Origin of the sequence: Micromonospora sp. NPDC005173 (assembly GCF_040608515.1) — a bacterium.
Classification (GTDB): Bacteria; Actinomycetota; Actinomycetes; order Mycobacteriales; family Micromonosporaceae; genus Micromonospora.
Genome location: NZ_JBEXIK010000056.1, coordinates 16,105 through 41,385, shown reverse-complemented (window position 1 = coordinate 41,385; position 25,281 = coordinate 16,105). Strand labels below are relative to the sequence as shown.

At 73.0% G+C, this 25,281-nt stretch carries 23 protein-coding genes and 2 tRNA genes; 14 read left to right on the top strand and 11 right to left on the bottom strand.

What is annotated here, in order from left to right; all coding sequences use genetic code 11:
• Positions 1–46 precede the first annotated feature (46 nt).
• The 3 genes from ABZV00_RS33600 to ABZV00_RS33590 all read right to left on the bottom strand — a co-directional run bounded on the left by ABZV00_RS33600 (position 47) and on the right by ABZV00_RS33590 (position 2,952).
• Positions 47–1,435, bottom strand: a complete 1,389-nt coding sequence (locus ABZV00_RS33600; protein WP_355613679.1) for an AarF/ABC1/UbiB kinase family protein — start codon at positions 1,433–1,435, stop codon at positions 47–49.
• A gap of 10 nt (positions 1,436–1,445) precedes the next feature.
• On the bottom strand, positions 1,446–2,543 hold the full coding sequence (locus tag ABZV00_RS33595; protein WP_355613677.1) for a TOMM precursor leader peptide-binding protein: 1,098 nt from the start codon (positions 2,541–2,543) through the stop codon (positions 1,446–1,448).
• A 238-nt stretch (positions 2,544–2,781) separates the two neighbouring features.
• Complete coding sequence (locus tag ABZV00_RS33590) at positions 2,782–2,952, bottom strand: DUF5679 domain-containing protein (protein ID WP_167457767.1); 171 nt, start codon at positions 2,950–2,952, stop codon at positions 2,782–2,784.
• A 513-nt stretch (positions 2,953–3,465) separates the two neighbouring features.
• Between ABZV00_RS33590 and ABZV00_RS33585 the strand changes: the two genes are divergently transcribed.
• Both ABZV00_RS33585 and ABZV00_RS33580 read left to right on the top strand, forming a co-directional pair.
• The gene (locus tag ABZV00_RS33585; RefSeq protein ID WP_355613675.1) at positions 3,466–3,996 is read left to right on the top strand and encodes a M48 family metallopeptidase; all 531 of its coding nucleotides are present in this window, start codon (positions 3,466–3,468) and stop codon (positions 3,994–3,996) included.
• A gap of 340 nt (positions 3,997–4,336) precedes the next feature.
• Positions 4,337–4,945 (top strand): hypothetical protein, encoded by a 609-nt coding sequence (locus ABZV00_RS33580; RefSeq protein ID WP_328420085.1) that lies wholly within the window; start codon positions 4,337–4,339, stop codon positions 4,943–4,945.
• Positions 4,946–5,029: 84 nt separating this feature from the next.
• Here the strand turns inward: ABZV00_RS33580 and ABZV00_RS33575 are convergent, their stop codons facing one another.
• Complete coding sequence (locus ABZV00_RS33575) at positions 5,030–6,325, bottom strand: zinc-dependent metalloprotease (RefSeq protein ID WP_355613673.1); 1,296 nt, start codon at positions 6,323–6,325, stop codon at positions 5,030–5,032.
• 114 nt (positions 6,326–6,439) lie between these two features.
• Between ABZV00_RS33575 and ABZV00_RS33570 the strand changes: the two genes are divergently transcribed.
• The 7 genes from ABZV00_RS33570 to ABZV00_RS33540 all read left to right on the top strand — a co-directional run bounded on the left by ABZV00_RS33570 (position 6,440) and on the right by ABZV00_RS33540 (position 12,977).
• Positions 6,440–7,453 (top strand): PDZ domain-containing protein, encoded by a 1,014-nt coding sequence (locus tag ABZV00_RS33570; RefSeq protein WP_355613671.1) that lies wholly within the window; start codon positions 6,440–6,442, stop codon positions 7,451–7,453.
• A gap of 97 nt (positions 7,454–7,550) precedes the next feature.
• Entirely contained in the window at positions 7,551–10,544 is a 2,994-nt protein-coding gene (locus tag ABZV00_RS33565) for a UPF0182 family protein (RefSeq protein ID WP_355613669.1), read from the top strand.
• A 186-nt stretch (positions 10,545–10,730) separates the two neighbouring features.
• Entirely contained in the window at positions 10,731–11,240 is a 510-nt protein-coding gene (locus ABZV00_RS33560; RefSeq protein WP_355613667.1) for a SigE family RNA polymerase sigma factor, read from the top strand.
• Positions 11,230–12,168: a hypothetical protein gene (locus ABZV00_RS33555; RefSeq protein WP_355613665.1), complete on the top strand. Its 939-nt coding sequence runs from the start codon at positions 11,230–11,232 to the stop codon at positions 12,166–12,168. Before ABZV00_RS33560 ends, ABZV00_RS33555 begins: the two co-directional genes overlap by 11 nt.
• A gap of 88 nt (positions 12,169–12,256) precedes the next feature.
• Positions 12,257–12,333 (top strand) — tRNA-Met (locus ABZV00_RS33550).
• A 179-nt stretch (positions 12,334–12,512) separates the two neighbouring features.
• Positions 12,513–12,589, top strand: a tRNA-Met gene (locus tag ABZV00_RS33545).
• Between the two features lie 136 nt (positions 12,590–12,725).
• Positions 12,726–12,977 (top strand): hypothetical protein, encoded by a 252-nt coding sequence (locus ABZV00_RS33540; RefSeq protein ID WP_328420078.1) that lies wholly within the window; start codon positions 12,726–12,728, stop codon positions 12,975–12,977.
• A 70-nt stretch (positions 12,978–13,047) separates the two neighbouring features.
• On the opposite strand, the gene ABZV00_RS33535 is transcribed toward ABZV00_RS33540, so the two are convergent.
• The gene (locus ABZV00_RS33535; RefSeq protein ID WP_355613663.1) at positions 13,048–14,379 is read right to left on the bottom strand and encodes an extracellular solute-binding protein; all 1,332 of its coding nucleotides are present in this window, start codon (positions 14,377–14,379) and stop codon (positions 13,048–13,050) included.
• Positions 14,380–14,527: 148 nt separating this feature from the next.
• On the opposite strand from ABZV00_RS33535, the gene ABZV00_RS33530 reads away from it, so the two are divergent.
• Positions 14,528–15,361 (top strand): phosphoribosylaminoimidazolesuccinocarboxamide synthase, encoded by an 834-nt coding sequence (locus tag ABZV00_RS33530; RefSeq protein WP_328420076.1) that lies wholly within the window; start codon positions 14,528–14,530, stop codon positions 15,359–15,361.
• A gap of 16 nt (positions 15,362–15,377) precedes the next feature.
• Here ABZV00_RS33530 and glpK read toward each other — a convergent pair whose 3' ends face one another.
• Positions 15,378–16,862 carry a glycerol kinase GlpK gene (gene glpK, locus ABZV00_RS33525; protein ID WP_355613661.1) on the bottom strand — a complete coding sequence of 495 codons (1,485 nt, stop codon included), beginning with the start codon at positions 16,860–16,862 and terminating at the stop codon, positions 15,378–15,380.
• 102 nt (positions 16,863–16,964) lie between these two features.
• Here glpK and ABZV00_RS33520 point away from each other — a divergent pair, with 102 nt between their 5' ends.
• Entirely contained in the window at positions 16,965–17,903 is a 939-nt protein-coding gene (locus tag ABZV00_RS33520; protein ID WP_328420072.1) for a ribose-phosphate pyrophosphokinase, read from the top strand.
• A 22-nt stretch (positions 17,904–17,925) separates the two neighbouring features.
• On the opposite strand, the gene ABZV00_RS33515 is transcribed toward ABZV00_RS33520, so the two are convergent.
• A complete protein-coding gene (locus ABZV00_RS33515; RefSeq protein ID WP_328420070.1) occupies positions 17,926–18,384 on the bottom strand; it encodes an ATP-binding protein in 459 nt (152 codons plus the stop codon).
• A gap of 120 nt (positions 18,385–18,504) precedes the next feature.
• Between ABZV00_RS33515 and ABZV00_RS33510 the strand changes: the two genes are divergently transcribed.
• Together ABZV00_RS33510 and ABZV00_RS33505 are read left to right on the top strand one after the other, a co-directional pair.
• A complete protein-coding gene (locus ABZV00_RS33510; RefSeq protein ID WP_355613658.1) occupies positions 18,505–19,671 on the top strand; it encodes a DUF5931 domain-containing protein in 1,167 nt (388 codons plus the stop codon).
• Positions 19,672–19,685: 14 nt separating this feature from the next.
• Complete coding sequence (locus ABZV00_RS33505) at positions 19,686–20,345, top strand: response regulator transcription factor (RefSeq protein ID WP_355613685.1); 660 nt, start codon at positions 19,686–19,688, stop codon at positions 20,343–20,345.
• Positions 20,346–20,366: 21 nt separating this feature from the next.
• On the opposite strand, the gene ABZV00_RS33500 is transcribed toward ABZV00_RS33505, so the two are convergent.
• The 3 genes from ABZV00_RS33500 to ABZV00_RS33490 all read right to left on the bottom strand — a co-directional run bounded on the left by ABZV00_RS33500 (position 20,367) and on the right by ABZV00_RS33490 (position 22,896).
• Complete coding sequence (locus ABZV00_RS33500) at positions 20,367–20,939, bottom strand: DUF5709 domain-containing protein (protein WP_328420066.1); 573 nt, start codon at positions 20,937–20,939, stop codon at positions 20,367–20,369.
• A gap of 89 nt (positions 20,940–21,028) precedes the next feature.
• A complete protein-coding gene (locus ABZV00_RS33495; RefSeq protein WP_355613656.1) occupies positions 21,029–21,898 on the bottom strand; it encodes an ATP-binding protein in 870 nt (289 codons plus the stop codon).
• Complete coding sequence (locus tag ABZV00_RS33490) at positions 21,898–22,896, bottom strand: SDR family oxidoreductase (RefSeq protein ID WP_355613654.1); 999 nt, start codon at positions 22,894–22,896, stop codon at positions 21,898–21,900. The genes ABZV00_RS33495 and ABZV00_RS33490 overlap by 1 nt, the downstream gene beginning before the upstream one ends.
• A 235-nt stretch (positions 22,897–23,131) precedes the next feature.
• On the opposite strand from ABZV00_RS33490, the gene ABZV00_RS33485 reads away from it, so the two are divergent.
• On the top strand, positions 23,132–24,331 hold the full coding sequence (locus tag ABZV00_RS33485) for a glycosyltransferase (RefSeq protein WP_328420060.1): 1,200 nt from the start codon (positions 23,132–23,134) through the stop codon (positions 24,329–24,331).
• A gap of 51 nt (positions 24,332–24,382) precedes the next feature.
• On the opposite strand, the gene ABZV00_RS33480 is transcribed toward ABZV00_RS33485, so the two are convergent.
• Positions 24,383–25,270, bottom strand: coding sequence for a hypothetical protein (locus ABZV00_RS33480; protein WP_328420058.1), 888 nt, complete (start codon positions 25,268–25,270; stop codon positions 24,383–24,385).
• Positions 25,271–25,281 lie beyond the last annotated feature (11 nt).

Genomic DNA, 25,281 nt, shown 5'->3' with positions numbered 1-25,281 from the left:
GCCCGGGCCAGCGCCGCCGGATGTGACGGCACCACCCGCGAGCCGATCACCCGGCGCAGCGACTCGGCGAGCCGCTCGGCACGGACCGGTTTGCGACGGGGGCGAAGCCCGGCAGCCAGCGCTCCAGGATGCTCCGGTACGGGGCCTTCGCCTCCAACTGGCAGAGCACCCCGATCGACCCGAGCGTCACCCGGTGGATGAGCAGGTACGACGGCGGCAGGTTGAGCTGCCGGCTCAGCTGGTAGGTGGGGGAGCGGGGGCTGGCCAGTCGGGCCGCCTCGGCCCGCAGCCACGCCCGGGTGAACCGGAACCCGTCGGCGGCGATGGGCTCCAGCATCGGCCGGAGGAAGTCGAGCACCCCCTCGGCGTCGATCTCCGCCGTGGGGCTGATGAACCCCTCTGACCGCAGCCCGGCCACGACCCCGTCGGCGTCGCTGCGCAGGGCCAGCGCGGCGATGCGACCGATCGGCTCCGGTGTGCCCTCGGGCATCCGGGCCACCGCACCGAAGTCGATCACCCCGAGCCGGCCGTCGGGCAGCAGCCGGAAGTTGCCCGGGTGCGGGTCGGCGTGCAGAAGGCCGGCCCGCTGCGGCGCGGAGAGGTGCAGGGTGGCCATCAGCCGGCCAGCCTCGTCCCGCCGCTCCTCGGTGCCTTCGCGGATGATGTCGGCCAGCGGTGTGCCCGTCACCCACTCGGTGACCAGCACCCGGGGCGACGTGGAGACCACCGCCGGGATGTAGATCTCCGGGTCGTCGGCGTACGCGGCGGCGAAGGTGCGCTGCGACTCGGCCTCCAGCTCGTAGTCCAGTTCCTCGGTGATCCGCTCGCGCAGCTCGGCCAGCAGCGGCTTGACGTCCAGACCGGGCTGGATGGCCCGGAACATCCCGCCCAGCCGGGAGAGCTGCTTGAGGTCGGCGAGCAGCGCGTCACCGGCGCCCGGGTACTGGATCTTGACTGCCACGTCGCGGCTGTTCGGTTCGCCCGCCGGGCCGTACCCCGGCTCGCGCCACCGCGCCCGGTGCACCTGGCCGATGCTGGCCGCTGCGGCCGGGGTGTCGTTGAACTCGACGAACCGGTCCCGCCAGTCCGGGCCGAGCTGCTCGGTCAGCACCTTGTGCACGCTGGCGACGGGAAGTGGCGGTGCGGCCTCCTGGAGCTTGGTCAGGGCCTGGCGGTAGGGGGCGGCGATCTCCTCCGGCAGGGCCGCCTCGAAGACCGACAGCGCCTGGCCGAACTTCATCGCGCCGCCCTTGAGCTGGCCCAACACGCTGAACAGCTGCTCGGCGGTGCGCTGCTGGATCTCCGCGGAGATCACGTCGGAGGCGAGCCCGGTGACGCGCTTACCCATGCCGAGGACGGTCCGACCGGCGAAGCCGAGCGGCAGAGCGGCGAGCTTGGCGGTCCGGGACACGGCCCGGCGCGGGATGTCGGTCACACGGTCATTGTTACCGACCGGAGGGCTCCGTTGCTGCTCTGCGGCCGGGCTGGTGCCCACGCCCGCTCCGCGAGCACCCGCACGCGGGATGTGGCGGCCAGCCCCGGCGGCGGAAGCGGCCGGCGCCGATGATCTCCATGGCACCGCCGAGCGTCTCCGGACTGCCGCCGTCGAGCTGCGCCAGCGCCTCGGCCAGCGCATACCCGGTGGCCGCGAGGAGCGTGCCGGCCGCGCCGGCCGCCATCGGCTCGGCGGCAGCGAGTTGGGCGGCGAGCCGTGGCCAGGCCGGGTCGCGGTCGGCCCGGTGCAGCTCGACGCAGTGCAGGCAGGGCCCGGCGGGCGGGCGGACCAGCGGCCCGATGACCGGTACGCCCTCGCGCACGGTGACCAGCAGGTGCGGCTGGCGGCGCTGGGCGAGACCGGCGGCGAGCAGCGCGGGCGGACGGTCCGTGCCGAGCTGGATCACCAGGTCGAATCGGGTCGGCCGGCCCGGGTGGGTGCCGGTCCCCGGCGCGACGCGGTTGACCGCGGCCCGTACCGCCGGTGCCAACGGCTGGCCCAGCTCGCTGGCGGGGATGCCGGTGCCGACCAGGTCGACGGGGCGTACCGGGCCGGTCAGGTGCGGGATCACCTGCCCGATGCCGGACTGCGCCAGCGCCACCGCCAGCGACCCGCCGAGCGCCCCGGCGCCGGTGAGCAGCACCCGGGCGGCCAGCCGCTGGCGGAGGACCTGCGCGGGGGTGCCGGGCAGCCGGGCCGCGGCCAGGGCCAGCGCAGCGGCCTCCGCGGCGAGCCGGGCCCGGGCCGGGCCGGCCAGGTCGCGGGGGAGCAGATTGTGTGCGGGCACCAGCAGGCCCGCCGCGCGCAGGGCGTCGAGCAGGCTGTACGCCTCGTCGGTGGAGACCTGGGTGGCGGCTGGGTGCGCCAGCACGGCGCGTTCGCTGCGGGTGCCGTCCAGCAGGTCGAGCAGGCGGGCGGCGCGCGGGTTCGCCAGCTCCAGCAGCACGGCGGGCCCCGGGCCGACGCCGAGCTGGAGGGTGTGCCGGTCCCGCCAGAGCCGGCTGAGGCCGGGCAGCAGCGTGGGGCGGGGCAGCGCGGTACGGCTCATGATGACGAATCGTGACCGCGTCCGTGCGCTCGGTCGGTCGTTGTCCACAGGTGGTCGGGCCGCTGTCCAGCGCTGTCCACAGGATTTGCCGAGTTATCCACAACCCGCCGGTAACGGTGTCGGTCACCCGACAGACCGTCGATGACCGGGTGGCCGCACTGCGGTGATCACCGTCCGATACGGCAACGGGGGCGGGGTGGCCGTCGCTGGCCACCCCGCCCCCGTCCACCCGTACGGGTCAGACCTTGGCCTTGCCGAGGATGCGGTTCACTGTTGTGCCGCAAACCGGACACTTGCCCTTGGCCATGTTCATCCCGGTCTTCGAGACCTCGACGTGCCCCTCGAAGTCCCGCTTCTCCTTGCACTTCACGCAGTAACCGTTGTAGGTCGTCTGGGCCTGGTCGGCCACGGTGCCCTCCTCGTCTCGTCCGCCGGTCAATACCGTCCCGGCGGGGTGCCCGGCGGCGGGCCACAGGGGGCGCCGGCGCTGGGTCTCACTCCGCAGCCACCATCGTGACCGCTGGTCCGCGGACCCTACCCAGGTCTGGGCGGTTCCATGTCAGCTGTGCATCGACACTGTGAGCTAGTCGACGTCGAGAGTGTGCATGGCGAATTAGGTCTGATAAGTCAGTTTGGCGGGGACACGCCGGCCAAACCCTCTCAGCCACCCGTGCGGGTGGCCCCGCGGAGGCGCGAGCGGGGGTGATCACCTACGGTGGAGGGGAGCCGCGCAGCGCCGCCATCGGTGTTCACGAAGGGTGACGAGATGGCCTGGCGGCAACCCGACCAAGAAATTTTCGGGACGCCGGGCGACCAATCGCCATTTTCTGGGCGCGTGTCGTGCGGTTGACTCTTGCGGACCCCTGGTCAGTACGCATTAGCTTTCCTTCGTGACACGTAGCCGAGGCTGCGCGGGCCAGTGATGGCGGGGACGCGCAAGCCGGTCGTCGAGGTGCGGCGCAGCCAGCGCCGACGACGTACGGTGTCTGCGTACCGTGACGGTGAGCGGGTCGTCGTCCTCATCCCGGACCAGTTCTCCCGGGCCGAGGAGAGCGAGTGGGTCGACCGGATGCTGGCCCGGCTCGCGGCCAGGGAGGGCCGGCTGGCTCGCTCCGACGACGAGCTGCTGGCCCGGGCCACCCGGCTGATGGATCTCTACCTCGTCGGGTACGGCGCGAAGGCGGTGCCGGCGAGCGTCCGGTGGGTCACCAACCAGAACGGCCGGTGGGGCTCCTGCACCCCCGCCGACCGCAGCATCCGGATCTCCCATCGGGTGCAGGACATGCCCGAGTGGGTCATCGACTACGTGCTGCTGCACGAGCTTGCCCATCTCATCGTGCCCAGCCACAACGCCCGGTTCTGGGCGCTGGTCGGCCGCTACCCCAAGGCGGAACGAGCCCGCGGCTACCTCGAAGGCGTCGCCGCCGCCTCCTGCGCCCCGCTCCCCACCTGATCCCCCCGCCCTGATCGTCCCGCCCTGATGGGCTGGCTGGCCTCCGGCGCCCTAGATCGACTCCATGTCCGCGATATCGCGCTGTCCGCACTCCAGGACACCCCACCATCGCCGATACGGAGTCGATCTGGGGCAGGGCCGCGCCGGGCCGCGCCGCGCCGCGCTCCGGGTCGCGCCGGGACGGTCCGGGTCGCGCCGTGCCGGGTCGGTTCGGGCCGGGTCGCTGCCGGGTCGGGTCGGGTCACGCTGGGCAGCGCCGGGACCTTGCCAGGCGAGGCCCTGCCCGGGCGACGCCGGGTCGGGCCGGGCTGGGCCGCGTCGGGGGCGCTAGGGTCGGGGGATGGCGCGGCGGGTGGTGGTGGCCTTACTGGGGCCGGTGCACTGGTCGCCGCCCGGCGTTGACCGGGAGGACTGGCGCGCGGCGCTCGCCGAGGACGTCGTCGACCTGTTCGCCACGCTCAACGAGGTGGAGGTCGCGGTCGCGGTGACCCCGGCCGACCGTGCTCTGGCGGACGCGCTGGTCTGGCCCGGTACCGCCGTGTACGAGGTGCCCGAGCCGACGCCGAACGCGGTGTTCGCCGCGTTGGAGGGCTACGACCAGGCGGCGGTGCTCGCCGGCGACGTACCCGACCTGCCCGCGCTGACCGTCGGCAAGCTGCTGCGCCCGCTCACCACCCGACCGGTGGCGGTCGCTCCGGTGGAGGGCGGCGGCCCGGGCCTGCTCGGGGTGGCCGTACGGCTGCCTGTGCCGGGTTGGCTGCCCCCGCTGGACCTGGAGACCGCGAGCCCGGCCGACGCGCGGGCCGGTGCCCCTCGACCGCAGGACGTGGCGGTCACCGCCGGCTGGCGCCGGCTGCGCGGCCCGGCCGACCTGGCCACCCTGGACCCGGCCTTCGAGGGCTGGGAGGCCACCCGCGCCCTACTCTCGGGCTCGGGCCGCCCTGCCTGACCGGTCAACCAGCCTGACCGGCCTGACCGGCCGCCTGGTGCCGGCCGGGTGCCCGCGGTGATCTGCGGGCACCCATCGCCGTCGTCAGGGCTTGGCGTCGCCGTCGGTGTCGCCGTCGGTGTCGTCGGGCTGGCCCGGGGCCTTCTCCTCCACCCCGCCGGGCGCGGTGAAGTCGAAGTTGTCCAACTCGCTCAGGTCCATGTCGTTCATCGCGAACGCGACCGGGTCGGCGAAGTCGTCGTCCGACGGGAGCAGGTCCGGGTGGCCCCAGACGGCGTCCCGACCGGCGATGCCGCGGTGCTCGGTGAGCGCGGCCCAGAGCGCCGCCGCCTCGCGCAGCCGGCGCGGGCGCAGCTCCAGGCCGACCAGCGCGGCGAAGGTCTGCTCGGCGGGACCGCCGGCGGCCCGGCGACGGCGGAACGCCTCACCCAGTCGGACGACGTTGGGCAGCCGGTCGCTGGCGGCGCTGTCCACCACGTGGCACACCCAGCCCTCGACCAGGGCGAGCGCGGTCTCCAGCCGGGCCAGCGAGGCCTTCTGGGCCGGGCTGTCCTCCGGCGTGAAGATGCCCTCCAGGGCGATCGCCTGCATCGACTCCGGGTCGGTCGGGTCGACCCGGCCCATCGCCTCCTCGATCGCCTCCCGGTTGACCCGGATGCCCGCGGCGTACATCTCGACCGCGCTGAGCACGTGCCCGCGCAACCACGGGACGTGCTGGAACAGCCGCTGGTGGGCGGCCTCGCGCAGCGCCACGTAGAGGCGTACCTCGTCCTCGGGAAGCTCCAGGCCCTCGCCGTACGCCCGGATGTTGGCCGGGATCAGCGCGGCCGTGCCGGCCGGGCCGAGCGGTAGCCCGATGTCACCGGCGGAGAGCACCTCCGCGGCGAGCGAGCCGAGCGCCTGGCCCAACTGGCCGCCGAAGAGCGCGCCACCGAGGGTGGCCACCATCGACTGCATCGGGCCGAGCTGGGCGCGCGCCTCCGGCGGCACCAGGTCGCCCATCGCGCCGACCATCCGGCTGGCCACCGGGTCGCAGAGCTTGCGCCAGACGTCGAGCGTCTTGAAGATCCACTCGTTCCGGTTCCACGCCACCGGGGACTGGATGCCGGAGGGCCACGCCGAGGCGGGTTCGAGCCACAGGTCAGCGAGGCGCAGGGCCTCCTCGACCGCGTTGCGCTCGTACGGCGACACCGCCGGGTCGCCGGCAGCCGCCAGCTGGCTGGCCGCCACCTGCCGGGCCAGGTCCCAGTTGACCGGCCCGCTGCCCGGCGCGGAGAGCAGGTGCTGCAACTGCGACATGAACTGCTGCATCTGCGCGGGATCGTTGGGGTCTGGTGGTTGCCCACCCGGGAGCGCGAAACCGAACGGAATATCAGGCACGACGTCTACGGTACGCGCGCCGCGCCCCAGGTCGCCGCCGCTGGCGTTGCGCTGAGGGCGAAGTCGTGCGCGCATCCGGCAGCCGCGCTCCGGGCGGTCGGTACTCTCTGCCGCATGAGACGTCGTGGCCTGACGGTCCTGCTCGGTGCCCTGTTCACCGCCCTGCTGAGCATCGGGGTGCTCCGGGTGCCGATCCCGTACGTGGTGCTCGGCCCGGGCCCGACGGTCAACACCCTCGGCACGGCCGATGGCAAGGAAATCATCCAGATCTCCGGGCGGGAGACGTCGACCTCCGCCGGCCAGCTCCGGCTGACCACGGTGGGGGTGCAGCCCACGGTGCGGCTCCGGGCGGCGATCGCCGGCTGGTTCTCCGACGACGAGGCGGTGGTGCCGCGGGAGCTGGTCTACCCGCCGGGGGAGTCGACGGAGCAGGTCGAGCAGCGCAACGCCGAGGACTTCCAGGCGTCGGAGACCAGCGCTGAGACCGCCGCACTGCGCGAACTGGGCTTCCCGGTGCAGGTAGTGGTCAAGACGGTGGCCGCGGACGGCCCGTCCGCCGGGGAGCTCAAGGTCGGCGACGTGGTCACCTCGGTCGACGGCCAGCCGGTGCCGGTCGCCACGAAGCTCACCGAGCTGATCCGGGCCAAGCCGGCCGGCACGGCCCTGGCCATCGGCTACACCCGTGACGGTGTGCCGGCCACCGCGACGGTGACCAGTCGCGAGCAGGACGGCCGGCCGCGGATCGGCGTCGAGATCGACCAGCAGCAGCCGCACCCGTTCACGCTCGACATCGACCTGGAGGACATCGGCGGGCCGAGCGCCGGCCTGATGTTCGCCCTGGGCATCATCGACAAGCTGACCCCGGCCGACCTCACCGGCGGCAAGGTCATCGCCGGCACGGGCACCATCGACGACGAGGGCGCGGTCGGCCCGATCGGCGGGATCGCCCAGAAACTGGTCGGCGCGAAGCGCGCCGGGGCCAAGGCATTCCTGGTACCGGCCGACAACTGTGCCGAGGCGGTCCGCAATCCGCAGCCCGATCTGCCGCTGCTGCGGGTGGGCTCATTGGACGAAGCATTGACCGCGCTGGAGACGCTGCGCGCGGGGGGCCAGCCGACCCGCTGCTGACTCGTGTGACCGTGCCCCGCCACGTTCAGGAACACCCCGTACTCTGGGTGCCTGGTCGGAGCCGATCATATTCGAGCGTGCGGAGCCAACAGTGGTAATGCGTAGCAGCAGCCCCCTTCCGAGGATGAGCCGGCGCGGACGCGTCACCATCGCCGTGCTGGTCGGGGTGTTCGTGCTCTTCACCCTGCTCGGGTGGGGTGTTCAGGCGTGGACGGACTGGCTCTGGTTCGACGAGGTCCGCTACACCGAGGTCTTCACCGGTGTGCTGGTCACCCGGCTGCTGCTCTTCCTCGCCGTCGGCCTAGGCATGGCGCTGATTGTCGGCGGCAACCTGTGGCTGGCCCACCGGCTGCGCCCGCGGCTGCGTCCGCACTCGGTCGAGCAGGCGACCCTGGAGCGCTACCGGATGGCGCTCAGCCCGCGCCTCGGCACCTGGATCGCGCTGACCGCCGCCGTGGTGGGGCTCTTCGCCGGTCTCTCCGCGCAGAGCCGGTGGAACCAGTGGCTGCTCTTCCGCAACGGCGGCGACTTCGGGATCAAGGACCCGGAGTTCGGGGTGGACATCGGCTTCTACGTCTTCCAGTTGCCGTTCTGGCGGTACCTGCTCGGGGTCGCCTTCACCGCGGTGGTGCTGGCCGTGATCGGCGCGCTGGCGGTGCACTACCTCTTCGGCGGCGTCCGCCTCCAGGGCGTCGGGGACCGGATGAGCAACGCGGCCCGGGCCCACCTGAGCAGCCTGGTCGCGGTCTTCGTGCTGCTCAAGGCAATTGCGTACGTGCTGGACCGGCGCGCGATGCTGCTGGAGTACAACGAGGGCGCCAAGCTGTACGGCGCCGGCTACGCCGACGTCAACGCGTTGCTGCCGGCGAAGGAGATCCTGGCCTACATCTCCATCGTCGTGGCGATCGCGATCATCGTGTTCTCCAACGCCTGGATGCGGAACCTGGTCTGGCCGGGCATCTCGCTGGCCCTGCTGGGCGTCTCCGCAGTGGCCATCGGCGGCATCTACCCCTGGGCGGTGCAGACCTTCGAGGTCAAGCCGAGCGCCAAGGACAAGGAAGCGCCGTACATCCAGCGCAGCATCGACGCGACCCGGGCGGCGTTCGGGCTGGCGGCCACCGAGACCACCCCGTACGCGGCGAGCAACCTCACCCCGCCGGCCAACCTGGCCACCGACACCTCCGTGGTGTCGAACGTGCGGCTGCTCGACCCGCAGCTGGTCAGCGAGACGTACACCCAGCTCCAGCAGGTGCGTGGCTTCTACGACTTCGGCCCCAAGCTGGACATCGACCGGTACGGGGTGAACGGCAAGACCTCCGACTACGTGGTCGGCGTCCGGGAGATCAACTACGGCGAGCTGACCGACCAGCAGAACACCTGGATCAACCGGCACACCGTCTACACCCACGGGTACGGGCTGGTGGCTGCCCCGGCGAACCAGGTGGTCTGCGGCGGGCAGCCGTTCTTCGTCTCCGGCTTCCTCGGCGAGAAGGCCCAGGAGGCGTGCTCCTCGCAGACCGAGCAGATCCCGGCGAAGCAGCCGCGCATCTACTACGGCGAGCGGATGGCCGCCGACGACTACGCGATCGTCGGCCAGGCCGACCCGAACAAGAAGGCCGAGTTCGACCGGCCGGTCGGTGAGGGTGGCGGCGAGTCCTACACCTACACCGGTGAGGGCGGCGTGGAGATCGGTTCCTTCCCGCGGCGACTGCTGTACGCCATCAAGGAGCAGGAGTCGAACTTCCTGCTCTCCGAGGCGGTCAACAAGGACTCCAAGCTGCTCTACGTGCGCAACCCGCGGGACCGGGTGGAGAAGGTCGCGCCGTTCCTCACCCTGGACGGCGACCCGTACCCGGCGGTGGTCGACGGCCGCGTGCAGTGGATCGTCGACGGCTACACGACGGCGGCGACCTACCCGTACGCCGAGCGGGTCAACCTGCAGACCGAGACCACCGACGAGTTGACCAACCGGGGCACCTTCCAGCTGGCCCGGGAGAACGTCAACTACATGCGCAACTCGGTGAAGGCCACGGTCGACGCGTACGACGGCACCGTGAAGCTCTACGAGTACGACGACACCGATCCGGTGCTCAAGGCGTGGAACAAGGCGTTCGGCGGTGACCTGGTGCTGCCGAAGGCAGAGATCCCGGTCGAGCTGACCGAGCACCTGCGCTACCCGGCGGACATGTTCAAGGTGCAGCGCAACCTGCTCACCAAGTTCCACGTGACCAACCCGGGCGACTTCTACTCCGCGCAGGACTTCTGGCAGGTACCGAACGTGCCGGACGCGCCGGACAGCGGCCAGAAGCAGCCCCCGTACTACCTGTTCACGCAGTTCCCGGGGCAGGAGGGCCCGCGGTTCCAGCTCACCTCCGCGGTCACCCCGAACGGCCGGCAGAACCTCGCCGCGCTGATCTCCGGGTCGTACGTCGACGGGAAGCCCCGGCTGGAGGTGCTGGAGCTACCGGACCAGACCCGGATCTCCGGCCCGGTGCAGGTGCACCAGCAGATGACGAACAACGCCAACATCCGCCAGCAGCTCAACCTGCTCTCCAGTAACCAGGCGCAGGTGCAGTACGGCAACCTGCTCTCGCTGCCGTTCGCCGACGGCATGCTCTACGTCGAGCCGGTCTACGTGAAGAGCAACCAGCAGGACGCGTACCCGCTGCTGCAGAAGGTGCTGCTCTCGTACGGCGACGGCGGCTCGTTCGTGGCGCTCGCCGACAACATCAACGACGGCATCAAGCAACTGGTCGACCAGGGCAAGCGGGCCGGACAGGGCGCGCCGCCACCCCCGACCACCGGTGGCAACCCGACGACACCGACGCCGGCACCGACGCAGACGCCGACACCGACGCCGAGCGCCGGCACTCCGCCGCCGACCGGCGAGCTGGCCACCGCTGCGGATCGTGTGCAGGCCGCCATCACCGAGGTCCGCGCCGCGCAGACCTCCGGTGACTTCGAGCGGTACGGTCGCGCGCTGAAGGCGCTGGACGAGGCGCTCACCGCTTTCCAGCAGGCACAGCAGGCGGCCAACCCGGCCGGTACGCCCAGCGGTGGTCCGGCGCCGAGCGTGAGCCCGACCGGCTGACCCGCACTACCCGGAGCACCCTTTTCGGAGCCCTCGGCGTCGGACCCATCCGGTCCTGACGCCGGGGGCTCCGCCGTACCCGCAGCCGGTCCCGTTGTCGCCTCTCCGACAGGTCCGGCCGGCCCGCAACCTGCGGCACCGGTTCGCCGTCCTCACTGCAACGGGGTGTGGACGAGGGGGGCAGTCGTGAGGGACGCGCAGAGCTTCGACGACTTCTACCGCAGCACCGCCCGGCGGATGTTGCGGTACGGCTACGCGGTCACCGGCGACCACACCGAGGCACAGGATCTCGTGCAGGAGGCGTTCGCCCGGGCCTGGCGGCACTGGGGGCGGCTGGTGGCGCATCCGGCGCCCGAGGCGTGGCTGCGGCTGGTGGTGGCCCGGCTGGCGACCGATCGCTGGCGCCACCTGCACCGCTGGCGGGCGGTGCTGAGCCGTACCGGCCCTCCGCCGGCAGCCCCGCCACCGAGTGAGGACGGGGTGCTGCTGGTCCACGCGCTCCGCCAACTGCCGGCCGCCCAGCGGCAGGCGCTGGCCCTGCACTACCTCTTCGACATGTCCGTGGAGGAGATCGCCCGGGAGACCGAGGTCCCGGTCGGCACCGTGAAGTCCTGGCTGTCCCGGGGCCAGTGCCGGCTGGCCGCGCTGCTGCCCGACCTCTCCGCAGTGGAGCTGGAGGCGAACGATGTCAGCTGAACTCTCCGACCTGTACCGGTCGCTCACCGCTGTCGCCGACGGCCAGGAGCTGACCCACCCGGAGCTGGTCCGGCGGCGCGCCGACCGGCGGGCCCGGGTCCGGATGGCGGGCACCGCGCTCGCGGTGGCTCTGCTGCTCGGCGGGGTGGCCGCCGGGGGACGGGTGGCGTTTCCGGCGGACGGCCCCGCGCCGTTGCCACCGCCCGCCGACACCCCCGGCCCGCTGCCGAGCGGCCCGGCTCCCCGCCCGTCCCCGTCCGCGCCGCCGTCCCGGTCCCCGACGCCGCCGTCCCCGACGCCGCCTCACAGCACGCCGAGTGCCACGCCGTCGGCCCCGACAACCGGTGCGGCGACGCCCCCGCAGCCCACCTCGATCCCGGACCGTGCCTTCTTCGCCCTGGCGGCAGCGAACCAGACGGGCCTGGAGTCGCAGGTGGACGGGCCAGCGCTGCCGGTGCTCTGCACGGCCCGCTATCCCAGCGACTCCGCCGTGGTGCAGCGCCGCGGTCGGTACCTGGCCTACAAGCGGCCGGAAACCCCGCCGGAGTACGTGCCAGCGGGCAGTTACCGGCACACCATCACCATCTACCGGGCGGGCCGCGCCGACGATGCGCTGCGGGAGCTGCGGCAGGCCGTCCGCGGCTGCCCCGAGCAGAGGTTGCCCGACGACACCAGGACCTGGCGGCAGCGGCTGCTGGACTCGGGGAGGTACGGGGACGAGTCGGTGCTGTTCGAGATGCGGGCGCCGTACCCGGAGGGCAGAGGCGACCCGGGCGAGGACGAGGTCCGGTTGGTTCGGGCGGTCCGGATCGACAACGTGGTGACGGTGCTCTGGGAACAGGGCTGGGAGGACACGGCGGCCGAGCGTGCCCAGGTCGATGCCGACAGCCGGCGGGCGGTGGCGGCGATCGAGAACTGGCTCGACTGACGGAAGCCCAGGTCAACGCGGTGGGCGGCGGCGGTATCGGGGTCGCTTTGCGGTGCCCCGGGTCGGTGCGCTACGGTTATCGAACCGACGCGGGGTGGAGCAGCTCGGTAGCTCGCTGGGCTCATAACCCAGAGGTCGCAGGTTCAAATCCTGTCCCCGCTACCACGACGAACGGCCCCCGAGGATCTGATCCTCGGGGGTCGTTTCGCATCTCCCATCCGGCTCGACCGGCCGTCGCCAACCGGCCGTCGACCCGCCTGGTGTGGCCGCTCCGCCGGCCTCCGGGGCGGATGCCGGCCCCGCTGATCATCGCCAGAACGGATGGGTTAAGGTTAACCAGTCGACGCGGGGTGGAGCAGCTCGGTAGCTCGCTGGGCTCATAACCCAGAGGTCGCAGGTTCAAATCCTGTCCCCGCTACCACGACGAACGGCCCTCGAGGATCAAGTCCTCGGGGGCCGTTCCGCATGTTCGGCCCAGTCCGGTCCGCGCGGTCTCCGTCCCGCGATTCGGCGTGGACCAACATGCCGAGGTTGCGTCCTTCGGCGAGGATGGGCGCATGTCTTCATTCAGCAAGTGGTGGGGCCGGCTCAGCGCGGTCCTCGGTGCGGTCGTGCTGGCGGTCTTCGTGCCCGTCGCGGCCTGGGCGTCCACGGGTACCGGCGAGCTGGTGGTGGAGGCCGCCCGGCGGCGGTCCCGCGGCGGCGGCTTCGGTTTCCTCGGCCTGCTCTGCTGCCTGGTGGTGGTGGCGATCGTCGTGTTCCTGCTGCTGCGGCTGACGCGCAGCCGTCGGGGTGGGCCGCCGCGCTGACCCGGCCGTTCGCGCCGTGCCCGACCGTCGGGGGGTTACCGGCTACCGGCGGCGGGCCACCGGCCAGCGGTCACGCCGCCAGGGCGGCGTTGGCCTGGGCGACGAAACGGGAGGTGGCCGCGCGGGTGCCGGCCCGTCCGGCGCGAATGCTCTCCGCGGCGGCGACCAGCAGGGTACGCACCGTGGCGTGCCCCTTCGGCGGTGGCGCCGGCGCCGGCCCGAGCTGGTCGGCGATGCTGGCACCGAACGCGGCGGCGCGCTGCTGGGCCGGGTCGGTGATGCTGCCCTCGGTGTACCGGCGGACGGCGAGACTGGCGTTGAGGCCACGTTCGTGGCCCAGGACGGTGCCGGCCTCGCCGTTCGTGGTCAGGAAGTCGATCACGTCGATGACGGTGTCCGGGTGACGGGTGCCGTGGAACCCGGCCCAGTACATCGAGGCCCGCGCCCACTGTGCACCAGGTGGCCCCGGGACGCCGATCACCCCAAGCTCGGCCTCGGTGAGCCGCTGTAGCTCCGGTAGCTGGTGGGACCAGGCGAAGGACGCGGCGGTCAACCCGGTGACCACCAGTTGCCGGGCCGGCTCCCCGCTGTCGGCCTGCTCGACCAGCGCCGCGCCCGGCGTGGCCCGCCCGGCGCGAGCCCGCTGCCACAGCTCGAACCAGGCGATCAGCTCGTCCGCGCCGAAGCCGAGCTGGCGCCCCCGGTAGAACTCGCCGCCCTGCGAGCGCAGCCAGAGCCAGAGTGCCCGGTAGTCGCCGGACGGGTCCGCGGTGCCGGCCACCCGGCCGTCGCTGGCGTCGGTGACCTGCTCCGCCCAGGAGATGTAGTCAGCCCAGGACATCCCGGCGCGCGGCTCCGGCACCCGGAGCTCCCGGAGCAGGTCCCGGTTGAACACCACCGCCGCGAGGGTCTGCCCACCGGCGACGGCCATCGTCCGCCCCTCCACGGCGCCGTAGCGGATCAGGCCCTCCGGCAGGCCCCGCAGGTCCAACCGGTGATCGGCCACCCGCTCGCTCAGGTCGAGGACGATCTGGCGTTGGGCGTACTCGGTCAACATGGCGTCGTCGAGCTGGATCAGGTCCGGCACGTTGCCGCCGGCGGCCTGCGTGGCCAGCCGGTCGTAGTAGCCGTCGGCGCCCTGCCAGGTGACCCGGAAGGTGACCCGGGGGTTGCGTTCCGAGTAGAGCCGCAGCACCTTCTCGGTGAGCTCGGCCCGCTTCGTCCCTCCCCACCAGAAGACCGACAGCTCGACCGGCCCCTCCTCGGTCGAAGTCGCGGTGCCGTCGCTGCATCCGGCGAGGCCGCCGGAGGCCAGCAGGGGGGCACCGAGCAGCGCGGTGAGCACTCGGCGCCGGCCCGGGTCGGCGCCGAAGCGGTCGATCGGGGGTCGAACAAAGGGCACGGGGTCTCCTGGCACCTGCGGGCGGCGGTCGGACCATTCACGCAGGAGGCGCGGGGAGGTGTCAACGTCCGTCCGGTCACCCCTGCGATCGGCCCCGGCTCGGGTGGCCGGAACGGGGCCCCCGGTGCCACGTGGTGTACTAGGGCGCGTGGAACTTCTGCACTCGGGCAAGGTCCGGGACGTCTACGCCGACGGTGACGACCTGATCCTGGTCGCCTCGGACCGCATCTCGATCTACGACGTGGCGCTGCCGACGCCGATCCCGGACAAGGGCCGCCTGCTCACCGCGCTCTCGCTGTGGTGGTTCGAGCAGCTCGCCGACCTGGTGCCGAACCACGTCATCTCGGCCACCGACGTGCCGGCGGAGTTCGCCGGGCGGGCGATCCGCTGCCAGCGGCTGGACATGGTCCCGGTCGAGTGCGTCGCCCGGGGTTACCTCACCGGCGGCGGCCTGCGGGAGTACGAGCGCACCGGCGCCGTCTCCGGCGTACCGCTGCCCCGAGGGCTCGGTGAGGCGTCGATCCTGCCCGAGCCGATCTTCACGCCGTCCAGCAAGGCGCCGGTGGGCGAGCACGACGAGCCGATCACGTTCGCCGACGTGGTGGACAAGGTGGGCCAGGCCACCGCCGAGCGGCTGCGGCAGATCACCATCGACATCTACCGGCGCGGCGCCGAGCTGGCCGCCGACCGGGGCATCCTGGTCGCCGACACCAAGATCGAGCTGGGCTGGGCGCCGGACGGCACCCTGGTCCTCGCCGACGAGCTGCTCACCTCCGACTCGTCGCGGTTCTGGCCGGCCGAGTCGTACCAGCCGGGGCGGGTGCAGTTCTCCTACGACAAGCAGTACGTGCGGGACTGGGCCACCGGCAGCGGCTGGGACAAGCAGGGCCCGGCGCCGGACATGCCGGCCGAGGTGGTCGAGGCGACCCGGGCCCGCTACATCGACGTCTACGAGAAGCTCACCGGCAACCGCTGGGAGTGATCGCCGGGACCGACGGTCACTCCACCCAGTCGAGGGTGCGCTGTACGGCCTTGCGCCAGTTGCGCAGCTCCCGGTCGCGCAGCTCCGGGGCCATGGCCGGCTCCCACTGCGCGTCGGAGCGCCACTGCGCGCGCAGCGTGGCCAGGTCCGGCCAGAAGCCGACCGCCAGGCCGGCCGCGTACGCGGCACCCAGGCAGGTGGTCTCGGTGATCCGGGAACGGACCACCGGCACGTCGAGCACGTCGGCGAGAAACTGCATGAGCAGCCCGTTGGCGGTCATGCCGCCGTCCACCCGGAGTCGGCGCAGCGCCACGTCGGAGTCGGCGTTCATCGCGTCGACGACCTCGCGGGTCTGCCATGCCGACGCCTCCAGCACCGCCCGGGCCAGGTGCCCCTTGGTGATGTAGCCCGTCAGGCCGGCGATCACGCCGCGCGCGTCGCTGCGCCAGTGCGGGGCGAAGAGCCCGGAGAACGCCGGCACCACGTAGCAGCCGCCGTTGTCGTCCACGGTGCCGGCCAGCTCCTCCACCTCCGCGGCCGTGGAGATCAACCCGAGGTTGTCGCGCAGCCACTGCACCAGCGACCCGGTGACCGCGATCGCGCCCTCCAGGGCGTACGCCGCCGGTTGGCCGTGGATCCGGTAGGCGACCGTGGTGAGCAGGCCGTGCGTCGAGGGGACCGGGCTGGCGCCGGTGTTGAGCAGCAGGAAGCTGCCGGTGCCGTAGGTGCACTTCGCCTCGCCCGGCTGGAAGCAGGTCTGCCCGAACAGGGCGGCCTGCTGATCGCCGAGCGCGCTGGCCACCGGCACCCCGGCCAGCACTCCGGTGGCCGTGCCGTAGACCTCGGCGGAGCAGCGGATCTCGGGCAGCATCGCCGCCGGTACGCCCATGGCGTCCAGCAGTTCCGGGTCCCAGGCCAGGGTGGCGAGGTCCATCAGCATGGTCCGGCTGGCGTTGGTCACGTCGGTGACGTGCTCGCCGGTCAGCTTCCAGATCAGCCAACTGTCGATGGTGCCGAAGAGCACCTCGCCGCGCTCGGCGCGCTCGCGGAGGCCGTCCACCTCGTCCAGCAGCCAGCGCAGCTTCGGCCCGGCGAAGTAGGTGGCCAGCGGCAGGCCGGTGCGGGCCCGGAACCGTTCCTCGCCGTACGCCGCCGCCAGCTCGCGCAGCAGCGGCCCGGTCCGGGTGTCCTGCCAGACCACGGCATTGGCCACCGGGCGGCCGGTGGCCCGGTCCCAGACCACGGTGGTCTCCCGCTGGTTGGTGATGCCGACCGCGGCCAGCCCCGCCGCGTCGGTGCCAGCGGCCTCCAGCGCCTCCCGGACGACCTGCTGGACGTTGTCCCAGATCTCCTCGGCGTCGTGCTCCACCCAGCCGGGTCGGGGGAAGATCTGCCGATGCTCGCGCTGGGCCGCGGCGACGATCTCCCCGGCCCGGTCGAAGACGATGCAACGCGAGGAGGTGGTGCCCTGGTCGATGGCGGCGACGTACTGGGGGGTCACCGCAGCACCGTACCCGGACCTGCGGCCCCGGTCGACCGGTGTCACGGCCGGTTCCGGCCCGCCGCCGTCCGCCACCAAACGCTTCGCCTACGATGTGCGAACGTGCGCGACATCGCCGTTTTCAGTGGAACCGCCCATCCCGACCTCGCCGCCGAGATCTGCGCCCACCTGGGGGTGCCGCTGCATCCGGTGCGGGTCTCCCGGTTCGCCAACGACTGCCTGGAAGTGCAGTTGCAGGCCAACTGCCGGGAGCGGGACGTCTTCCTGATCCAGCCGTTGGTGCCGCCGGTGCAGGAGCACCTGGTCGAGCTGCTGCTGATGATCGACGCGGCCCGGGGCGCGTCCGCCGGCCGGATCACGGTGGTGCTGCCGCACTACGCGTACGCCCGCTCGGACAAGAAGGACGCGCCGCGGATCTCGATCGGCGCCCGGCTGGTCGCCGACCTGCTCACCTCGGCCGGGGCGGACCGGGTGCTCGCGCTGACCCTGCACTCGCCGCAGGTGCACGGCTTCTTCAGCGTCCCCGTGGACCACCTGCACGCGTTGCGCGAGCTGGCCACCCACTTCCGGCAATACGACCTCAGCAACACCGTGGTGGTCTCGCCCGACCTGGGCAACGCGAAGGAGGCGGCCGCGTTCGCGCGGCTGCTCGGCACGCCGGTCGCGGCCGGGGCGAAGCAGCGGTTCAACGACGACCTGGTCAAGATCAGCGCCGTGATCGGTGAGGTGACCGACAAGGACGTCATCGTGCTGGACGACGAGATCGCCAAGGGCAGCACGGTCGTCGAGCTGATGGAGCACCTGCGTGGCCTGAAGGTCCGCTCGATCCGGCTGGCCTGCACGCACGGCCTCTTCTCCGGCGACGCGCTGCAGCGGCTCGGTGACCAGGAGGGCGTACTGGAGATCGTCTGCACCAACACGGTCCCCATCCCGACCGCCAAGCGGGTCCCCAAACTGCAGGTCCTCTCGGTGGCACCGGCCCTGGCCGAAGCCATGCGGCGGATCCACAACGGGGAGTCCGTCTCCGCCCTCTTCGCCTGAGCCGCCACCCGTGGGCGTGGCGTCAGCGTGCGGTGTTGTGGTTGTTGCTGGTGAGGGCCGTGGTGATGCGGACGGTGGTGCCGGCGGTGCCGGTGGCGACCTCCATGGCGTCGGTCAGCTCGCGGGCCAGCCAGAGGCCCCAGCCGCCGGCGGTGTCCGGGGCCGGCCGGCGCCGGTCGCCCAGCCGCTGCGCGCTGATCCCGCGCCCGTGGTCGGCGACTTCGCAGACCAGCATCCCCGGCTCCAGCCAGAGCCGCAGCCATCCCCGCCCGCCGCCGTGCCGCACCGCGTTGGTGATCAGCTCGTTGATCGCCAGCACGAAGTCGTCCAGCCGCTGCCCGGTCAGCCCGGAGGCATGCGCGCAGGAGGTGACCGAGTGTCGAATCTCGGTCACCTGGGCCTGGTCGAAGGCCTCGGCGATCAGGAGGGCAGGTTCGATGGGCACAACCGTACGCGGTGCGTGCGGATCTGCGTTCGTCATGGCCCCGTCCCGACGGCCGATCGCGGAGTATTTCGCGGCATTTCCACCGTACGTCAGGGTTCCTCGGACCGCACGTCGCGCTCCCCGCCCGGCGGGCCCGGTTGTGGCATCCTGACCGCCATGTCGTCACCGCCGGGTGGTTTCGAGGTGCCGCTCTGGCGGGCGCTCACCGTGTTCCGGCTGGCGTCCCTCGCGTACGTCTGCGCGCTCGCGGTGCGCGACGCCGACCGGTACGCCCATCCGTTCCTCGTCGGCGCCCTCGTCCTGGTGATGATGGCCTGGACCGCGGCGACCGCGATCGGGTACGCCCGGCCGGCCTGGCGGCGCTGGCCGCTGCTGCTGGCCGACCTCGGGGTGGTGATGGCCCTCGTGCTGGCCACTCCGTGGGTGGTCGGCCGCGCGGCGCTCGCCGCCGGCGTGCCCACTCTGGGGGTGGCCTGGATGGCCGGCCCGGTGCTGGCCTGGGCCGTCTCCGGCGGCCGGCGGCGGGGCACGGTGGCCGCGCTGCTGGTCGCCGGCGCGGACCTGGCGACCCGGGAGCGGATCGGCCAGTCCTCGTTCACCGGGGTCATCCTGTTGCTGCTCGCCGGAGTGGTGGTCGGGCACGTGGCCCGGCTCGCGGTGACCGCCGAGGAGCGGCTGCAACGCGCGGTGGAGTTGGAGGCGGCCACCCGGGAGCGGGAGCGGCTGGCCCGGGGCATCCACGACTCGGTCCTGCAGGTGCTGGCGCTCGTGCAGCGGCGCGGCGCGCACCTGCCCGGCGAGGCCGGCGAACTGGCCCGGCTGGCCGGCGAGCAGGAGGCCGCGTTGCGCGCGCTGATCGCCGGCGCCGCTCCGGTCGGTGACGCCGTCCCGGCGGGTGACGCCGGCCGGGGCGGCACGGACGTGGCCGACGCCGGCGCGGTGGACCTGCGGACCCTGCTCGGCCGGTACGCCTCACCGGCGGTGTCGCTCTCCGCGCCGGCCACCCCGGTGCCGCTGCCCCGGCGTAAGGCCGGGGAACTGGCCGCCGCGACCGGCGCGGCCCTGGACAACGTGGGACGGCACGCTGGCGGGCGGGCCTGGGTGCTGATCGAGGACGAGGGGGAGACGGTGACCGTGTCGATCCGTGACGAGGGGCCGGGCATCCCGGACGGCCGGCTGGCCGAGGCGGCCGCCCAGGGGCGACTCGGCGTGACCCAGTCGATCCGGGGCCGGGTGGCGGACCTGGGCGGGACGGTCCGGATCGTGTCGACCCCCGAGGCCGGCACCGAGATCGAGCTGACCGTGCCGAGGGCGGACCGGTGACCCCGGTACGGGTGATGGTGGTCGACGACCATCCGATGTGGCGGGAGGGGGTGGCCCGCGACCTGACCGAGGCCGGTTTCCTGGTGGTGGCCACCAGCGGCGAGGGACGGCAGGCGATCCGGGTGGCCGCCGCCGTCCGACCCGACGTGGTCGTCCTCGACCTGCAACTACCGGACATCTCCGGTGTCGAGGTGGTCCGTGGGCTGCGCGCGGCGCTGCCCGACGTGCAGGTGCTGATGCTCAGCGCCAGCGGCGAGCAGCAGAGCGTGCTGGACGCGGTCAAGGCCGGGGCCACCGGGTACCTGGTGAAGTCGACGGCGCCGGCCGAGTTCCTCGACGCGGTACGCCGCACGGCGGACGGCGCGCCGGTCTTCACCCCCGGCCTGGCCGGGCTGGTGCTCGGCGAGTACCGCCGGCTCGCCGCCGGCACCGGGTCGGGGTCGGGGGCCGGCCCGGCCGACGGCTCGGAGCCCGGGGCGCCCCGGCTCACCGATCGGGAGACGGAGGTGCTGCGCCTGGTGGCCAAGGGGCTGTCGTACAAGCAGATCGCGCAGCGGCTCGGGCTGTCGCACCGCACGGTGCAGAACCACGTGCAGAACACGCTGGGCAAGCTGCAACTGCACAACCGGGTCGAGCTGACCCGGTACGCGATCGAGCGCGGTCTCGACGACTGACTCGGCGGGCGGGCCGGCGGGTCAGACCGAGCGCGGTGGCTCCGTCTCGTGGATGGCCAACTCCTCGGCGGTCGCCCCGCCCCCGGCTGAACCGGCGTCGTACGCGACGGAGTCGGTCTCCTGGTCGGTGTGCGCCCCCTCGTCCGGTTCCACCAGCCGGCCCACGGTGGCGTCGGCCACCGTGCCGAGCTGGCCGTGGTCGTAGAGGGAGACCGGGGAGTTCGGGTCCGAGGTGGGCCCCGGGTCCATCACGTCGGCGTCCAGTTGGGCCTCCGCCGCGGCCGCCTCGTTGTCCGCCTCGAAGGCGATCTTCGGGTCGACCGGGCCGGCCAGCGGGTCGTCGACCGGGCGTTCGAAGGTCTCCCGCTGGAGCTTGTAGTCCAACGACTCACCGTCGAGCTGCTCCTCGGCGGTGGTCCCGAACCGGTCCACCGCCACGGGCGTCCGGTCGCCGGGCAGCTGGGCCGGATCCGGGCCGTCCGCCTCGCGCCCGGTGAGCACGTCGTCGTTGGCGGTCGAGTCGTCGTCGGCGGTGTCGGGCAGCCCCTGCGCCTCGGTGTCGGACACGGGGGTCGGGAACTCGTTGTCGCGCATGTCTGATCACTACCCGCTGCCCTCCCGGCATAACCGGGGCACTGCCGGCCGTGCGGTGCCGAGTTGGACAACAGGGCCGCAACGGCCCGTCAGCCGAGGGCGCTCGCCTCGTCTGCGGGGTGCAGCACGCACCAGACGACCTTGCCGTCCGGCACCACGCTGCTGCCCCACCGCCGTGCCATCGTGCCGATCAGCAGCAGGCCCCGCCCTCCAGCGTGGGTCGGCGGCACCAGCCCGGCGAACGCCGGCCGCCGCGGGGAGTGGTCGCGAACCGCCAGGTGCAGGGTGCTGTCCTGCGGAGCCAGCCGGACGGTCATCGGGGTCCGGGCGTGCGCCACCACGTTGTTGACCATCTCGGTGACCGCGATGCACGCGGGCTCGGCCAGCGCCGGCATGTCCCAGCGCCGGCAACCGGTGGTCACCAGCTCGCGGGCCTGCCCGGCCGCTCCGACCGTCGGGGCCAGCTCGGCGGTGAGCACCGCCGCCAGCGGCGCTGCGGCGATCGCGGCCAGCGCGCCGGCCAGGGTGGGCCAGGCCGGCACGCCGCCCAGCGCCGTGTCCGCGCGGCTGGGCCCGGGGACCGCCGGGTCACAGAGCAGCAGGTCAGCAGCGGGCCAGTCGGCGACCTCCCGACGGACCTCGGCGAAGACGCCCCGCCCGACCGGGTCGTCGACCCGCAGCCCGGTCACGTCGGCCACCACCGGGCCGGGCCGGTCGCAGAGTCGGGCGAGCAGCGCGTCGCGGACCGTGCCGGCGCAGGGGGCGTCGAGCACACCGGTCACCCGGACCACCGCGGACGACTCGTCGATCTCCACCAGACAATGCGCGCCGGCCGACATGATCGCCCGATCGTGCTCGCTGGTGACGGACGTCGCTGTTCCTTCCTTCGCTCGCGACTGCGGGGCTCGCAGCACCGGCTCACTTCTCGCGCTGGCTTCCGGTCGCTCGATGCTCGGCATCACTGGTCCTGCCGGGTCCGACGGCTCATCGCCGCCATCGTGCCGACCGCGGTGCCGGCGGCGGCGAGGCCGAACGCGGCGGTCATCCGCACCAACTGCCGCCGTCGGCCGTGCCAACCGCCGTCCCGGTGGCCCTCCGCGTCGGCGTGGAACACGTTGCCGCTGCTGTCGACTCGGGCGCCCGGGCCGAACTGGGTGCGGTGGGTGTACCAGCCGAGGATGCGCTCCACCAGTGCGGGCGCCAGCCGCCACTGCAGGCCGAGGAGCCGGGCTGCGCCGCCGGCGTACGCCTCGCGGCGGGGCCGACGCAGCAGCCGGACGATGGTCTCGGCGACCACCTCCGGCGGGTAGACCGGCGGCGGTGGTACCAGCTCGCGTCCGCTGTGGTTGGCCGCGTGCCGAAAGAACGGGGTGTCGATGGTGGCCGGCAGCACGGTGCAGATGGAGATCTGCCCCCGGCCGGTGACCCGCAGCTCCTGCCGGACGGTGTCGGCGAGCCCGCGGATGCCGTGCTTGGTGGCGTTGTACGCCGACTGGTACGGCATCGCCACCTCGGCAAGCATCGAGGCGTTGTTGACCAGCACCCCGCCGCCGGCCGCGCCGAGGTGCGGCAGCGCGGCCTTGAAGCTGTGCACCGCGCCGAGCAGGTTCACCTCCACCACCCGGCGAAACTCGGCGACCGGGATCTCGTCGAAAAGCCCCACCGCTCCCACGGCGGCGTTGTTCACCCAGGCGTCGATGCGCCCGAACTCGGCCGCCGCCCGATCGGCCAGCCGCTGCACCGACTCCAGGTCGGTCACATCGGTCGGCACGACCAACGCCCGACCGCCCAACTCCCGGCAGCGCTGCGCGACCTGCCGCAGCGCCGGCTCGCTTCGAGCGGCCAGCACGACGGCGGCGCCCCGGCGGGCCAGCGCGTACGCGGTGGCCGTGCCGATCCCGCTGGAGGCGCCGGTGATCACCACGGTCGAATCGTCGAGGCTGCGGGTCAGCGGCATTCCTGAGCGGTACCCCCGACCAGGCCGGGTCATACCAAAGGTCCCTCGCCGATCCTCCTGAAACCGCCTCGTCGGGGGCTGCGCAGGGGGGTTTCGTGGTTGTCGTGGCGCAAGTGTCGGTGGCACCTGCGGGGACTGTTCCCGATCTGCCAGGTTTCGGCTCCCGACCTCTGGGTTAATGGGACGCTCTGACCGGGAGGACCACCGCCGAGGAAAGATCGCAGGGAGGTGACCCATGCGCGTCGGCCTCGTCTGCGCGCACACCAGCTCGTACCGGCACGCCGACGGCCCGCCGGTCGGCACCCAACAGCACATCGCGCGGGTCGCCGCCGAGCTGGCCGGCCGAGGCCACGACGTCCGGATCTACGAGCGCCGGGACGACCCCGGGCTACCGGAGACCGTTGACGTCGATGGCTACCAGGTGCGACGGGTGTCGGCTGGGCCGCCCACCCCGCTGCCCACCGCCGAGCTGATCCCGCACGTGACCGGCTTCGGCCGCTGGCTGGCCGACGAGTGGGCCGGCGCCTGGCGGCCCGAGGTGGTGCACGGGCACTACTGGATCGGCGGCCTGGCCGCCGCGCACGCCGTCCGGGAGACCGACATCCCGGTGGTGCAGACCTTCCACTCGCTCGGCGTCGAGCAACTGCGCCACCTGGGCGGTCGGTACGACGGGCCGGGGGAGCGGATCCCACTGGAACGCGCACTGACCCGCGCCGTGGACATCGCGGTGGCCCAGAGCAACGACGAGGTGGACGAACTGACCCGGATGGGCCTGCAGCGCAGCTCGGTGGCGATGGTGCCCGCCGGGGTGGACATCGAGCAGTTCCACCCCGATGGTGAGGCGGCGCCGCGCGAGCAGCGGGCCCGGATCCTCTCCGTGGGCGGGCTCTCCCCGGGCCACGGCCAGGAGGACCTGATCCGGGCGATGCGGCTGGTCGGTGACGCTGAGCTGGTGATCGCCGGCGGGCCGCCGGCTGACCAGTTGGCCAACCACACGGAGGCACGCCGGCTGCGCGAGCTGGCCGAGCAGGCCGGGTTGGCTGACCAGGTACGGCTGGTCGGGGCGGTGCCGCACGATCAGATGGCGACCTGGTACCGGTCGGCGGACGTGGTGGCCTGCACGCCGCACTACTCCTCCGCCGGGCGGGTCTCGCTGGAGGCGATGGCCTGCGGGGTGCCGGTGGTCGGCTACGCGATGGGCGGCCTGGCGGACGCCGTCGTCGACGAGGTCACCGGCCGGCTGGTGCCCCCCGGCGACGTACGGACCCTCGGGGTCTCCCTGCGCCGGCTGCTCACCGACAACGCCGGGCGGTTCGCCTACGGCCACGCCGCAGTGGACCGGGTCCGGAGCAGCTACACCTGGGAACGGACCGCCGGTGCGCTGGAGCGCCTCTACGAGCGGGTGGTGAGCCGCCGCAAACCGGTCGAAGCCTGAGTCTGAGTCGGGATCCGCCCACGCCACGCCAGTCGTGGCGTGGGCGCCTGCTCAGCCGGGTCGGCCGGCGCCGACCATGGTCCGGCCGGGGCGTTGCGCCCTCGCGGAGTGCTGCTGCGGCTCGGCGTACCGGGTCAGCCCGATCACCGCGGCCAGGGTGACCAGGAAACCGACCGCGGCCAGCCACTCCCGCCCCGGCCAGATCTTGTCGTTGAGCAACAGCAGGCCGACGATCGCCGCCGGCACCGCTCCGGCGGCGTCCATCGCGGCGACCGCGGCGGTCGTCGAGCCGCGCTGCATGGCCAGGCCGAGCAGCAGTTGGCCGACGATCGAGTGGACGATCAGCAGGTAGAACAGCGGGTTGGCGAGGAACGCCTCGGCCGACGGTGCGGAGGCCAGTGGCCGGGCAGCCACCGCGGCCGAGGAGAACGCCAGCCCGGCCAGCGAGCCGAGAGCCACCGACCCGGGCGCTCCGTGCAGCCGGACGGCGAAGACACCGAGCACCGCGATCACGCCCAGCGCCACCAGCAGGGCGACCGAGCCGGCGGTGCCGAGCTGGCGGGACGGCGCCGGTCGCGCGGACAGCACCAGCGCGCTGATCCCGGCGAAGAGCAGGCCCAGCAGCACCACCTCGGCCACCGGCAACCGCCACTTCAGCACCAGCACGCCGAGGATGGCGGTCACCCCGAGCCCGGCGGCCACGCTGGCCTGGACCAGGAACAGCGGCAGGTCCCGCCGAGCCAGGAAGGCGAGCACGAAACCGCCGATCTGGCAGCCCAACCCGACCAGGTACGTCCGGTGCCCGGCCAGCCGCAGCAGCAGCCCCGGATCGAAGGTGTGGTGCACGGTTGTGCGGGCCGCGGCCACCGACTGGAGCAGGTTGGCGAAGCCGTACGCGACAATCATCGCCGCGAGAAAGCACCAGCCGGAGGAGACCACCTGGCGAGGAT

Bases quoted from the DNA above. Each gene is read 5' to 3' on its own strand.
- ABZV00_RS33595 (WP_355613677.1), bottom strand. From the start codon at position 2,543: ATGAGCCGTACCGCGCTGCCCCGCCCCACGCTGCTGCCCGGCCTCAGC.
- ABZV00_RS33585 (WP_355613675.1), top strand. From the start codon at position 3,466: ATGGCGGGGACGCGCAAGCCGGTCGTCGAGGTGCGGCGCAGCCAGCGC.
- ABZV00_RS33580 (WP_328420085.1), top strand. From the start codon at position 4,337: ATGGCGCGGCGGGTGGTGGTGGCCTTACTGGGGCCGGTGCACTGGTCG.
- ABZV00_RS33570 (WP_355613671.1), top strand. From the start codon at position 6,440: ATGAGACGTCGTGGCCTGACGGTCCTGCTCGGTGCCCTGTTCACCGCC.
- ABZV00_RS33565 (WP_355613669.1), top strand. From the start codon at position 7,551: ATGCGTAGCAGCAGCCCCCTTCCGAGGATGAGCCGGCGCGGACGCGTC.
- ABZV00_RS33555 (WP_355613665.1), top strand. From the start codon at position 11,230: ATGTCAGCTGAACTCTCCGACCTGTACCGGTCGCTCACCGCTGTCGCC.
- ABZV00_RS33540 (WP_328420078.1), top strand. From the start codon at position 12,726: ATGTCTTCATTCAGCAAGTGGTGGGGCCGGCTCAGCGCGGTCCTCGGT.
- ABZV00_RS33515 (WP_328420070.1), bottom strand. From the start codon at position 18,384: ATGACGAACGCAGATCCGCACGCACCGCGTACGGTTGTGCCCATCGAA.
- ABZV00_RS33510 (WP_355613658.1), top strand. From the start codon at position 18,505: ATGTCGTCACCGCCGGGTGGTTTCGAGGTGCCGCTCTGGCGGGCGCTC.
- ABZV00_RS33505 (WP_355613685.1), top strand. From the start codon at position 19,686: ATGGTGGTCGACGACCATCCGATGTGGCGGGAGGGGGTGGCCCGCGAC.
- ABZV00_RS33500 (WP_328420066.1), bottom strand. From the start codon at position 20,939: ATGCGCGACAACGAGTTCCCGACCCCCGTGTCCGACACCGAGGCGCAG.
- ABZV00_RS33495 (WP_355613656.1), bottom strand. From the start codon at position 21,898: ATGCCGAGCATCGAGCGACCGGAAGCCAGCGCGAGAAGTGAGCCGGTG.
- ABZV00_RS33490 (WP_355613654.1), bottom strand. From the start codon at position 22,896: ATGCCGCTGACCCGCAGCCTCGACGATTCGACCGTGGTGATCACCGGC.
- ABZV00_RS33485 (WP_328420060.1), top strand. From the start codon at position 23,132: ATGCGCGTCGGCCTCGTCTGCGCGCACACCAGCTCGTACCGGCACGCC.